Source organism: Colwellia sp. MEBiC06753 (assembly GCF_053470325.1).
In genome coordinates this window covers 41,477-53,843 of the sequence record NZ_JBQMTM010000010.1, presented here as the reverse complement: position 1 = coordinate 53,843, position 12,367 = coordinate 41,477, and the positions used below count along the sequence as shown (strand labels likewise).

The 12,367-nt window shown below is 40.3% G+C and carries 13 protein-coding genes; 4 read left to right on the top strand and 9 right to left on the bottom strand.

Annotated features, from left to right (window positions below):
* Nucleotides 1-117 precede the first annotated feature (117 nt).
* Nucleotides 118-867, top strand: a complete 750-nt coding sequence (locus tag ACOB82_RS09515) for a hypothetical protein (RefSeq protein ID WP_448212751.1) — start codon at nt 118-120, stop codon at nt 865-867.
* Nucleotides 868-948: 81 nt separating this feature from the next.
* On the opposite strand, the gene parE is transcribed toward ACOB82_RS09515, so the two are convergent.
* The 5 genes from parE to ACOB82_RS09490 are packed head-to-tail and all read right to left on the bottom strand — an operon-like array spanning nt 949 to nt 5,355.
* Nucleotides 949-2,835: a DNA topoisomerase IV subunit B gene (parE, locus tag ACOB82_RS09510; protein ID WP_448212750.1), complete on the bottom strand. Its 1,887-nt coding sequence runs from the start codon at nt 2,833-2,835 to the stop codon at nt 949-951.
* A 59-nt stretch (nt 2,836-2,894) separates the two neighbouring features.
* Complete coding sequence (locus ACOB82_RS09505; protein WP_448212749.1) at nt 2,895-3,470, bottom strand: YqiA/YcfP family alpha/beta fold hydrolase; 576 nt, start codon at nt 3,468-3,470, stop codon at nt 2,895-2,897.
* 6 nt (nt 3,471-3,476) lie between these two features.
* Nucleotides 3,477-4,232: a metallophosphoesterase gene (locus tag ACOB82_RS09500; RefSeq protein ID WP_448212748.1), complete on the bottom strand. Its 756-nt coding sequence runs from the start codon at nt 4,230-4,232 to the stop codon at nt 3,477-3,479.
* Nucleotides 4,233-4,259: 27 nt separating this feature from the next.
* On the bottom strand, nt 4,260-4,721 hold the full coding sequence (locus tag ACOB82_RS09495; protein ID WP_448212747.1) for a DUF1249 domain-containing protein: 462 nt from the start codon (nt 4,719-4,721) through the stop codon (nt 4,260-4,262).
* On the bottom strand, nt 4,708-5,355 hold the full coding sequence (locus ACOB82_RS09490) for an NUDIX domain-containing protein (protein WP_448212746.1): 648 nt from the start codon (nt 5,353-5,355) through the stop codon (nt 4,708-4,710). The genes ACOB82_RS09495 and ACOB82_RS09490 overlap by 14 nt, the downstream gene beginning before the upstream one ends.
* 164 nt (nt 5,356-5,519) lie before the next feature.
* Here ACOB82_RS09490 and tolC point away from each other — a divergent pair, with 164 nt between their 5' ends.
* From tolC to ACOB82_RS09475, 3 genes are all read left to right on the top strand, one after another.
* Nucleotides 5,520-6,890 carry an outer membrane channel protein TolC gene (gene tolC, locus ACOB82_RS09485; RefSeq protein ID WP_448212745.1) on the top strand — a complete coding sequence of 457 codons (1,371 nt, stop codon included), beginning with the start codon at nt 5,520-5,522 and terminating at the stop codon, nt 6,888-6,890.
* A gap of 184 nt (nt 6,891-7,074) precedes the next feature.
* Nucleotides 7,075-7,467 (top strand): SMU1112c/YaeR family gloxylase I-like metalloprotein, encoded by a 393-nt coding sequence (gloA2, locus tag ACOB82_RS09480; RefSeq protein WP_448212744.1) that lies wholly within the window; start codon nt 7,075-7,077, stop codon nt 7,465-7,467.
* 69 nt (nt 7,468-7,536) lie between these two features.
* Complete coding sequence (locus ACOB82_RS09475; protein WP_448212743.1) at nt 7,537-7,881, top strand: VOC family protein; 345 nt, start codon at nt 7,537-7,539, stop codon at nt 7,879-7,881.
* A gap of 119 nt (nt 7,882-8,000) precedes the next feature.
* On the opposite strand, the gene secF is transcribed toward ACOB82_RS09475, so the two are convergent.
* From secF to tgt, 4 genes are read right to left on the bottom strand one after another with little or no spacing between them, the layout of a single operon-like run.
* Nucleotides 8,001-8,948: a protein translocase subunit SecF gene (secF, locus tag ACOB82_RS09470; protein ID WP_448212742.1), complete on the bottom strand. Its 948-nt coding sequence runs from the start codon at nt 8,946-8,948 to the stop codon at nt 8,001-8,003.
* A gap of 11 nt (nt 8,949-8,959) precedes the next feature.
* Nucleotides 8,960-10,807 (bottom strand): protein translocase subunit SecD, encoded by a 1,848-nt coding sequence (gene secD / locus ACOB82_RS09465; protein WP_448212741.1) that lies wholly within the window; start codon nt 10,805-10,807, stop codon nt 8,960-8,962.
* A 28-nt stretch (nt 10,808-10,835) separates the two neighbouring features.
* On the bottom strand, nt 10,836-11,165 hold the full coding sequence (gene yajC / locus ACOB82_RS09460; RefSeq protein WP_448212740.1) for a preprotein translocase subunit YajC: 330 nt from the start codon (nt 11,163-11,165) through the stop codon (nt 10,836-10,838).
* Nucleotides 11,166-11,208: 43 nt separating this feature from the next.
* Entirely contained in the window at nt 11,209-12,342 is a 1,134-nt protein-coding gene (gene tgt / locus ACOB82_RS09455; protein ID WP_448212739.1) for a tRNA guanosine(34) transglycosylase Tgt, read from the bottom strand.
* Between the last annotated feature and the right edge of the window lie 25 nt (nt 12,343-12,367).

Sequence of the window (12,367 nt, the reverse complement as noted above, 5' to 3'; positions counted from 1 at the left end):
CCTATTCAGTTGCCTGCGAATAATTTGCAACATACCCCTTATACCTTTACTATGTTGCCGTGAATACACCTAACCATTATCGGTATTAGGCGCTAATACCTGCAACGGATTTCATCAATGACTCTTTTTGTGAACACGCTTAACAAATCAACTCATAAGTTTTTCATTGCCGTCACTATATTTGCTATCGGCCTCTTTGTTGGTATGGCAACACAAGCAAAAACACAAAAAAACTTAGTATTCAGTAAAATAGGTTTACCGGCGGAAGAGCTGCTTATTCCAATTATTAAGCAGGGATACGCCAATATTGGTTATGATGTTCACTTTGTTGATACCACGGTAGAGCGCCGTATTGACGCAGTTGACGCTGGGGTCATTGATGGTGACTTAATGCGCGTAAGAGATGTTAATTCAAAATTGGCTAACACCTTTAAAGTGAATGTGCCGTTATTAGAAGTAGAATTACTACTAACATGTGCGGCTGAAGTAAACTGTGATGAAAACGCGTTTTTTGATCCTCAAGCTTTTATTGCTATGGACAAAGGCGTGTTGACAATAATCGAAAACCACTTACAACAAAAAATCACCGCCAATATCGCCATTATCAATCATATTGATGCAACATTTGAATTGTTTGAGAAAAAGCGCGTTGACTATGTAATTAATCTTAAATATTTAAACCCAACACTTAATAAAACCATAAGTGTAGCACCGCAAAGGGCACACCAGTCGATTGGCATTACGCCCATGGTTTACTACCATTATTTAAATACTAAGCACTTGCCAATTCAGCAGCAAATAGAAGCATCACTTAACGAGCTTTTACCTCAGCTAAAATCGCTAAAGAAAAAGCCTGATAATCAATAAATTATCAGGCTTTTTAATTCTAGCTAACCTACAGTTTTGAAATTGATATCTAGGCTCTAAACCTTAGCACTGATATTCCTTTTACAACTGAACTCTATCACCGTGCTCTTGTAACCAATCTTTGCGATCACCCGCGCGTTTTTTCGATAGCAGCATGTCCATCATTTCCATGGTTTCATCATGTTCATCCACGGTTAACTGCACTAAGCGACGAGTATTAGGATCCATTGTAGTTTCACGCAATTGCATTGGATTCATTTCACCCAAGCCTTTAAAGCGTTGTACGTTAACTTTGCCTTTTTTCTTTTCCGCTTCAATGCGATCTAATATGCCTTCTTTTTCGTTTTCATCTAGTGCATAAAATACTTCTTTGCCGACATCAATACGGTACAACGGTGGCATCGCTACATAGACATGACCCGCACGTACAAGTGGTAAAAAATGCTGTGTAAACAGCGCACACAATAAGGTGGCAATGTGCAGCCCGTCAGAGTCAGCATCGGCAAGAATACAGATTTTTCCATAACGAAGTGCTGATAAATCTTCACTATCTGGATCAATACCTAAGGCAACAGAAATATCGTGCACTTCTTGTGAAGCGAGAATTTGTCCTGATTCGACTTCCCAAGTATTCAAAATTTTCCCACGCAGTGGCATCACCGCTTGGAACTCGCGATCACGCGCTTGCTTAGCACTACCGCCCGCGGAGTCACCTTCCACTAAAAATAGTTCGGTTTTATCTGGGTCTTGGCTGCCACAATCCGTTAACTTGCCCGGCAATGCCGGCCCTTGTGTAACTTTTTTGCGTACTACCTTTTTCGCGGCTTTTAATCGACGTTGGGCGTTCGAAATACAAAATTCAGCCAAAGCTTCAGCAATTTCAGTATGCTCATTTAGCCATAAACTAAACGCATCTTTTACTACGCCAGTAACAAATGCAGCACATTGACGTGACGATAAGCGCTCTTTAGTTTGACCGGCAAATTGCGGATCTTGCATTTTTACCGACAAGATAAAGCTACATTTATCCCAAATATCATCTGGGGTTAATTTTACCCCACGCGGAATTAAGTTGCGGAACTCACAAAACTCGCGCATTGACTCTAACAAGCCTTGGCGTAAGCCATTAACGTGAGTACCGCCTTGAATGGTTGGAATTAAGTTAACATAACTTTCTGAAATGGTTTCGCCGCCTTCAGGTAACCAAGTGACCGCCCAATCTGCCGCTTCATGTTGCGACGAAAAAGTGCCAATAAATGGCTCTTCCGGCAAACTAACACTGTCACCAACCGCTTCTTTAATGTAGTCACTTAGGCCATCTTCATAACACCATTGCAATTTTTCATTTTCATTTTTGTCATGAAACTTAATGGTTAGCCCTGGGCATAGTACCGCTTTAGCTTTTAAAATACGCTTAAGCTTAGTTACCGAAAATTTAAATGAATCGAAATAGCTTTCATCTGGCCAAAATTTCACGCGAGTACCAGTATTGCGTCGGCCAACGGTACCAGTTTCAGTTAACTCTTGAACTTTTTCACCGTGTTCAAAAGCCATTTCATAAACTTTGCTATCGCGACGAACGGTCACTTCCACGCGCTTGGATAACGCATTGACTACCGAAATACCAACACCATGTAAACCACCAGAGAATTGATAGTTTTTATTAGAAAATTTACCACCGGCATGCAGTTTACAAAAAATAAGTTCAACGCCACTCACGCCTTCTTCCGGGTGAATATCGGTTGGCATGCCGCGACCATCATCAATGACTTCCAATGATTGATCTTTATCCAAAATCACCGTGATATTTTGGGCATAACCAGCTAATGCTTCATCAACTGAGTTATCGATAACTTCTTGACCTAGATGGTTTGGGCGATCGGTATCGGTATACATACCGGGGCGACGACGTACTGGTTCTAGGCCGCTTAATACTTCAATCGATTCGGAATTATATTGTTCACTCATGCGGGTAATCTAATCGTACTTATTATGGTTATAGTTATGGTCGTGGTTTTACTTTTAGCTTATTTCAGTGCCAAAAATTCAGCAATAGCAGGCAACATTTGTTCATAATTAATAAAGCTATGATCGCCGCCTTGTTGAACAGTTAATTGGCTTCCAGCAAACTTTTGTGTTGCTAAACGATAATCTAACACTTCATCAGCCGTTTGTACCATGACTTGATAAAAGTTTTCAGTGATTTTTTGCTGCTCCATCGCTTTTAAATCATCGATAAAACTTGCCTTCACTTCGTAGCGCTCATCGGTGTAAGGATTGGTTTGCCAGCCTAAGAACTCATTTAACAAAATATAAGGTTTGATTGCCGGATTAATTAACACGGCCGGAATTTGATATTTTTCAGCAAAATAAGTAGAGAAATATCCGCCTAATGATGAACCTATCAATCGCCAATTGGCCTCGGGCTTAGACAGTAGAATTTCATCTAGTTGTGCTAGCGCTGCTTGCGGTGATGAAAGCACCTGTGGGCAATAAAATTCAACGGCTGGAAAATGTTGATCTACATATTGTTTGGTAAGCTGAGCTTTCATCGACTTTGATGATGAATTAAAGCCGTGAATATATAAGATTGCGTCTGACATAAAATACTACAACTGAATAATTTGACTGGTAATCTCACCGTCTGGTTGAAATTGAAATAACCGGTAACTAGGCTCGGTAGATTCGGCAATTAACTGCTGTGGGTGCTGAGCAAATTTAATTGAAGTTGCCGGACAACTATACACAGGTAAATTACGCCCAGATAATTTTTTTATCAAGTTTAAGCCGCGATGAATATGACCACAAGCCAAACCTTTTAACGATGACCATTGATTTAACGCCGCCCAAAACTCTTGTTGGTTTATCAGACCATGACGATCGATAAAATAACCAACATCTACTGGGTGATGGTGCATAAAAGCAAAATGAAATTGCTGTGGGTTTTCCTCAGCAATTATTTGATTAATGCCTTCAATATCAGCAATTCCCGCAGGTGTCTCTGACTTAGTGGCGAATAAATGAAAGCACCATGGTCCAATTGCTACACTATTTTTCTGTATAAATGGTGCAACAGATAAATGCTGCCTAAGTAGATTTGGGTCGTCATGGTTACCTGCCAAAAACGCCACTTGAGTATGGCTAAGATGCTTAATAACCACTTCAGCAAACACTTGATAAGAGTCTTCGCTATGATCTTGGGTTAAATCGCCAGTAAATACCGCTAAGTCAATATGTTCTTGCTTAGCAATATCTGCGCAAACTCGTGCTAAATTCTGATAGACATTTGCGCCATGATGCTCAGCATTTTTATCCGCAAACAAATGACAATCGCTAAACTGAACGACATTTATTGGTTTGATCATTTAATTACTCGATTACTGCCAATGCCACTATGGTTGCAGCGTTTCACTACAAAAGCTCGCTTTGCCATGTATTAAGCACACCTGTAGCCACTCTTTTAAAAACGCGTTCACTTGCAGTTTTTCATCAGGTAAATGCATTAATTCATTCGGGTAACGATATTTAGGTTTAATATTACGAATAGCTTGACTACTTACCACTTCTGCCGCTTGCGCATCATGGTATAAACGAATCACCATTTTCGGCGCAATAATATTGGCTAGCTCAGGTAAAGTAATATGCTGCACTTGCTCAATCGTAATTAACGAGGTGTATTTGGTAACTTCATTAACGGTAATTAAATATTGTAAATGTTCGGCGATAGAGAATGATCTAACATCGCCTGCGACTTCACGATTAGCCAATAATTTCAGCGCCAGCATATAATTAATGGCACAAAGCTCCATTAAATCAGGTAAGTGTGGCTTGTAATCGCGTTTAGTTAAGGTCATCTCTCGCCCATTGGCTTTGTAATTGTTGATAATTAAGTGCTAGCCATTGAATACCAATAATGGTCATCGCATTATTAATTGTACCATCGTTTACTAAATCCAAGGCATGATTAAGCGACAATTCATGCACTTTTATATCTTCACCTTCTTCTGGAAGACCAAAAACGCCACCAACATTACTGGCATCAACCGATGCCACATAAAGGTGAATTTGCTCACTTGTCCCACCTGGTGATGATAAGTAACTAGTAATGTGGTGCATTTTATCCGCATCTAACCGTAAATTAGCTTCTTCATAAGCTTCGCGAACGGCAACTTCTATCGGCGATTCATTGGCATCAAACATACCGGCAATAAACTCGAGAAGCCAAGGGTTGGCTTGAGTTCTAAGGGCGCCAGTTCTAAATTGTTCGACAACAACTATTGATTGTCGCTTAAGATCATACGGAATAACGGCAACGGCGTCACCGCGTTCAAAGACTTCGCGAGTTATTACTTTACTGGTGCCGCCATTAAATAATTTATGGGTTAATTGGTACTCGTCTAGTCGAAAAAAGCCTTGAAATTTATTTTGTTGGCTAATCAAGTTCACATCGCTAGCATTTCCTTGATAAAATTGGCTTTTTAATTTCATTAGAAATGTCCTATTATTTATTTCATTAACACTTTGATAATATTTTGTTACATAAGCGTCTCCTTGGTAAACACTTATTTCGTTTAGTTATTTGCCGTAGCCATGTAGCATTAGTCTATCAAAAATAATAAGAGTAAATTGCACACTAAAGGAAACGCTTACTCATGAAGAAAATTTTTAACACCTTGATGATCAGTATGTCGCTCGCAGCTAGTTCATCATCAGCTTTTGCTGACGATTTAATGCAGGTGTACCAACAAGCATTAAGTAACGATCCTGTTTTATTAAAGGCAGCTGCACAATATGAAGCCTCTAAAGAAGGTATTGATCAAGCCAGAGCAGTTTTATTACCTCAAATTAATGCAACCGGCAGTTATACTGACAGTAAATCAGAATCCGTCGCTAGTGCCAATAATAGCTTAGGTTTGCCAGCTGGCGCCGTTTATTCAACTAAAGCGGATAATTTTAGCTATGGTGCAAGTCTTACCATGCAACTTTACCATCATGACTCTTGGCTGCGTTTAAGCAATGCCGAAAAAGCTGCACATCAATCAGACTTAAACTACCAGGTTGCCAAGCAAGACTTAATTATTCGTGTAACCAACGCCTACTTTAACTTGTTAAGCGCTAAAGACGATTTAGAGTTTGCTAACGCGCAAAAAGTGGCGATTGAACGCCAGCTTGAACAAACCAAACAGCGCTTTTCGGTTGGACTAACCGCCATTACCGATGTTCACGAAGCGCAAGCTGAATATGATGACTCTGTTACTCAAGTTATTCGTGCAGAAAATAATATCTTCAATGCCGAAGAAGCCCTGCGTGTTTTAACTAATGTTTACCCAAGTGCGATTAATGTTTTAAATACTGAACGCTTTACAGCGTCTCGCCCTATGCCAGATAGCGCAAACGAATGGCAGCAAACAGCAGAAGCTAAAAGTATCGATTTAATTGCCCGTAAAGTGTCTGTTGATATTGCCAAAGAAAACATTAATATTTCACGTGCTGGCCACTATCCAACACTTGACTTAACTGGTCGTTACACTAACTCTGACGATACTTTTAAAGTAGAAAGTTTTCCTGAAATTGATCAACCGGACTTAGACAGCCACTCAATTGGCATTACCTTAACGGTACCAATCTATTCAGGTGGAGCAACCTCTAGCCGCGTACGTCAAGCGCAGCATAATTATGTTGCCGCAAGCCAAGATTTATCGCTTACTCACCGCAGTGTGGTTCGCGATACACGTAATGCATACAATACGGTGATTGCTGGCGTATCAGCCATTAAAGCTTTAGAGCAAGCGGTATTAAGTGCGGAAAAAGCGTTAGAAGCAACAGAAGCTGGTTTTGAGGTAGGTACTCGTACGATTGTCGATGTCCTTAACAGTACTCGTAACCTATACAATGCTAAGCGTAACTTATCTTCAACACGCTATAGCTATATCAATGCTGTTTTAGCGCTAAAACGTGCTGCTGGTACAATTTCCGAGCAAGATATTGCCGATATTAACCAAGGGTTAATGCCAGCAAGCTAACTCGCTTAAATTAGCTTGATGTGTTGAGTATCTATTGACTTGAGCTTTCTCCTTTTGGTTTGGTCGCTTAAGTTAGCTTGATGTCTTGAGTATCTATTGACTTATAGGCTTAGTAAAAAGGCAGCTAACGCTGCCTTTTTTATTTTTAAATTAGATGGTTACACATTAAACAGACAACATAGCTATGCCTCAATTAATTAGCGGTATTCATCACACAGCCATTATTTGCAGTAATTATTCTCGCTCAAAACATTTTTACAGTGAGGTCTTAGGGCTGCCTATAATTGCCGAAAACTACCGCCAGGAGCGTGAGTCTTATAAATTAGACCTTGCCCTGCCAGATGGTAGCCAAATTGAGCTATTTTCCTTTCCTAATAGACCAGCAAGACCCAGTTACCCTGAAGCTCAAGGACTTAGACATTTAGCGTTTGCCGTGCAAGATCTTGATGCCATAGTTACACATTTAAATCATTATAATATTGACGTTGAAGCCATTCGAGTTGATGAATATACCGGCAAGCGCTATACCTTTTTTCAAGATCCAGATAAATTGCCGTTAGAGCTTTATGAAGTTTAACCAAATAGGAATTGTTACCGACAAGAAACTAGACTAGACAAAGCTTTAAGCCAAAATAAGAGGGAATTCATGGCAAAGATTAATTACTTAGAGTTACCAGCCAATGATTTGGCGAAAATTAAACTGTTTTATCAACAAGTATTTAACTGGCAATTTACCGACTATGGCGAAGAATATACCGCTTTTGCTGGTGATACTGTCGACGGTGGTTTTTATCAAGCTGACTTAGCGTCAAGCACGGATAATGGCAGTGTATTAATCGTATTTTACAGTGATGATTTAGCGGCTATTGAACAGCAAATTATTAGCGCAGGCGGCAACATCATTAAGCCAACCTATGAGTTTCCTGGCGGCAGACGATTTCACTTTTCTGATCCCTGCGGTAATGAATTAGCAGTTTGGTCAGATAAATAATATTAGTTATGAAAAGTTATTAAGCGCGCACTAAACATCTATTAACACCTGCATAAAGTTCCATCAACAAAAAGCCGAAGCAAATGCTTCGGCTTTTTATTGTTCTAAAATACGAATTACTAAGGCATCATTTGCTCTTGCTCAGCACCTTCTTTCTCAACCACTTCTGGAATTAAGTCTTCTTTTGAAACACCTAATGCCAATGCTACCGAACTGGCAACATAAATTGATGAGTAAGTACCTACAAACACACCAAATAATAGCGCAGTTGCAAAGCCGTGAATTAAGGCACCACCTTGATAAAACAAGGCTATCAATACTAATAACGTAGTAATTGAGGTAATAAAGGTACGACTTAAGGTTTGGGTTAAGGAAATATTAATAACTTCTTCTGGGCCTGCGTCGCGAATCTTACGGAAGTTTTCACGAATACGGTCTGACACAACAATAGTATCGTTAAGCGAGTAACCTATTACCGCTAAAATCGCTGCTAAAATGGTTAAATCAAACTCTAAACCAAGTACCGAGAACAAACCTAGCGTCAATAATACATCGTGGAATAATGCGAATACTGAACCTAAAGCAAAACGCCACTCAAAACGAAAAGCGACATAAACTAAGATACAGATCAGTGCCGTTAACATCGCAAGACCACCTTGCTCAGTTAACTCATCGCCAACGCTGGCACCAACGAATTCGATACGGCGCATTTCAACGTCAACACTCATGCCTTCGCGTAAAATTTTAATAATTTCATCGCCTAACATTTCCGCTTTAACGTTTGGACGCTCAGCCATGCGAATTACCACATCACGGCTTGTACCGAATAGTTGTACAATAGCGTCACTGTAGCCGTTAGCATCAAGCACAGCGCGCATTTTGTTTAAGTCAGCAGCTTGCTCAAAGCCAACTTCTACTTTAACACCACCGGTAAAGTCTAAACCGAAGTTAAGCTTATTAGTTGCTAGTGAAACAACCGCAGCCACCATTAATAATATACTGAATACCAAGGCTACCTTACGGTAGCTCATAAAGGCGACAGTTTCGTTTAATTTCAAAATTTGCATGATGCTATCACCTAAATACTTAATTTATTAAGGCGCTTACCGCCCCAAATGCCATTCACTATGGTACGAGTACCGATAATTGCGGTAAACATTGAAGTGATAATACCGATTGATAAAGTTACCGCGAAGCCTTTAATTGGGCCTGTACCGACGGCAAACAAAATAAAGGCAGCAATTAAGGTCGTAATATTGGCATCTAAAATGGTTGAAAATGCTGCATCATAACCTTGATGGATTGACTGCTGCACCGATTTACCACTGCGTAACTCTTCACGAATACGTTCGAAAATCAGAACGTTAGCATCAACCGCCATACCAACGGTTAATACAATACCCGCCATACCAGGAAGGGTTAATGTTGCCCCAGGAATTAATGACATTACACCAACAATTAACACTAAGTTAGCACTTAGCGCGATATTAGCGACAATACCGAATGCGCGGTAATAGATAATCATAAACAAGAAAACAAGGGCAAAACCGCCCATTATTGCTTGGAAACCCAGCTCAATATTTTCTTGACCAAGTGATGGACCAACCGTGCGCTCTTCAACAATTTGAATTGGCGCTATTAACGCACCTGCACGTAATAATAGTGCTAAGTTATGTGCTTCTTGTTGCGAGCCAGCGCCAGTAATACGGAAGCTTTTACCTAAACGCGCTTGAATAGTGGCGACAGAAATAACTTCTTCCACTTTTTCAAAGATCATATTGCCTTCGGCATCTTTTCTATCAGTACCTTTGTACTCAATAAATACCGTTGCCATTGGCTTGCCAATATTATCTTTTGTGGCATTTGAGAACTTGCTACCACCTGGTGAATCTAAGGTGATATTTACTTGCGGACGGCTGTATTCATCGAAGCCTGAGTTAGCATCAACAATATGATCACCCGTTAGCATAATACGCTTTTTAAGTAATACCGGCGTTCCATTGCGCTCATACAACAATTGAGAGCTAGCAGGAACACGGCCATCAATAGCATTAGCAATATCGTTTTCAGTATCAACCATTCTAAATTCAATGGTTGCAGTTGCGTTTAAGATCTCTTTGGCTTTCGCCGTATCTTGCACGCCCGGTAACTCAATAACAATATGCTTTTGACCTTGGCGTTGTACTAATGGCTCAGCAACACCTAACTCGTTAACACGGTTACGAATAATGGTGATGTTTTGCTGAAGCGCATACTCGCGAATTTCTTTTTGCTTTTGCTCGCTCATTGACGCAGTTAAGGTTAATGCGTCTTCGTCCATAGTAAACACTAAATCACGATTTTGCTTACTTAGGAAGCTTTCTCCTTGCTCTAAATCTTCAAGGTTTCTGAAAATAACCTTAATCGCTTCACCTTCCGCTCTTACTGAACGGTAACGAATTTTCTCATTACGTAATTCACTACGAAAATCGCCAACTAAGCCCTCTTGCGCTTTATTAATCGCTTCTTTCATGTTGACTTCCATCAGGAAGCTAACACCGCCACTTAAATCTAAACCTAGTTTCATTGGCGTACCGCCAATGCCTGCTAACCAACTAGGGGTTGCTGGCGTTAAGTTAAGGGCAACGGAATAATCACGGCTATAGATATCATCTAAAATATCACGTGCTTTAAGCTGGCTTTCGGTATCACGAAAACGTACTAATACTTGACCATTTTCAAGCGAAATGCTTGATGGCGTAACATTGTTTTCACTAAGCTGAGCTTTAATTTGATCAAGTGTTGAAGCGTCAACTTCAACTCCTCTCAGTCCAGAAACCTGAACTGCTGGGTCTTCACCGTAAAGGTTCGGTGAAGCATATAACGCACCGATAGCCACAACAAAAATGACTAGCAGTGTTTTCCACAATGGCGTTTTATTTAACACAATGTTTCCTTTACAAAAAAAGCCTCAATTAGAGGCTTTTCATGGTTCCTTTCGGCAGTACTGCGCTAATAGACGCCTTTTGTACTGTCACTTCTGTATTTTCAGCAATGCTTACTACAACAAAGTCTTTTTCATCAGACACTTTAGTGATTTTTCCTACTAAACCACCTTGCGTAAGTACTTCATCACCTTTCGATAAAGCTGACATTAGTGATTTATGCTCTTTTACACGCTTTGCTTGTGGGCGGTAAATCATGAAGTAAAAAACTAAACCAAACACGGCAAGCATAATTAACATTTCCATGCCGCCACCTTGTGGCTGTGCTTGAGCAAAAACAGTACCTAAAGATAAACTCATAATTTCCTCTATTTTTAATCGTTATAAATTTAAAAGCTAAACATTAAACCTGCGCGCTACCTTCGGCCAATGGTGGCACAGGTAAGCCGCGGCGGGCATAAAAATCTTCTACAAATTCGTCCAATGTACCTGCCTCAATTGCATCACGCAATCCTTTCATCACACGTTGATAAAAGCGCAGGTTATGGATGGTATTTAGTTGCGACCCTAGTATTTCATTACACTTATCTAAATGATGCAAATACGCTTTAGAATAGTTTTTACAAGTGTAGCAATCACACTCTGCATCCAATGGTCCGGTATCTGTTTTATTCTTGGCATTGCGAATTTTCACCACACCATTAGTCACAAATAAATGGCCATTACGGGCATTACGCGTTGGCATTACGCAGTCAAACATATCAATGCCGCGACGCACGCCTTCAACTAAGTCTTCCGGTTTCCCTACTCCCATCAGATATCGGGGCTTATTTTCCGGGATCAAGGGGGTAGTGTGATCTAAAATGCGTACCATATCTTCTTTTGGCTCACCAACAGATAAACCACCAATGGCATAACCATCAAAATCAATCGCTTTTAGGCCTTCAACTGACACTTCACGTAAATCTTCATACATGCCACCTTGCACTATACCAAATAATGCATTTTTATTGCCTTGGTGAGCATCTTTACTACGTTGTGCCCAGCGTAGCGACAACTCCATTGAGTCTTTCGCTTCTTGGTGAGTTGCTGGATACGGCGTACATTCATCGAATATCATCACGATATCTGAACCAAGTTTGCGCTGTACTTCCATTGAGCGTTCAGGGGTTAACATGATTTTTTCACCATTCACAGGTGAGCTAAATTTCACCCCTTCTTCGGTGATTTTGCGCATAGCGCCTAAGCTAAAAACTTGGAAACCACCAGAGTCAGTTAAAATTGGCTTATCCCAGTTGATAAAATCATGTAAATCACCGTGCTGTTCGATGATGTCGGTACCAGGACGCAACATTAAATGAAAGGTGTTACCTAGAATAATTTCAGCACCAATTTCTTTAATTTCTTCGGTTTTCATGCCTTTAACTGTACCGTAAGTACCCACTGGCATAAATGCTGGTGTTTCAACGGTACCACGGTCGAAGGTTAAACGACCGCGACGGGCTTTGCCGTCTTTTTTGATTAATTCATATTTCATTGTGTTCTCCGCCCACTAGTAAAAC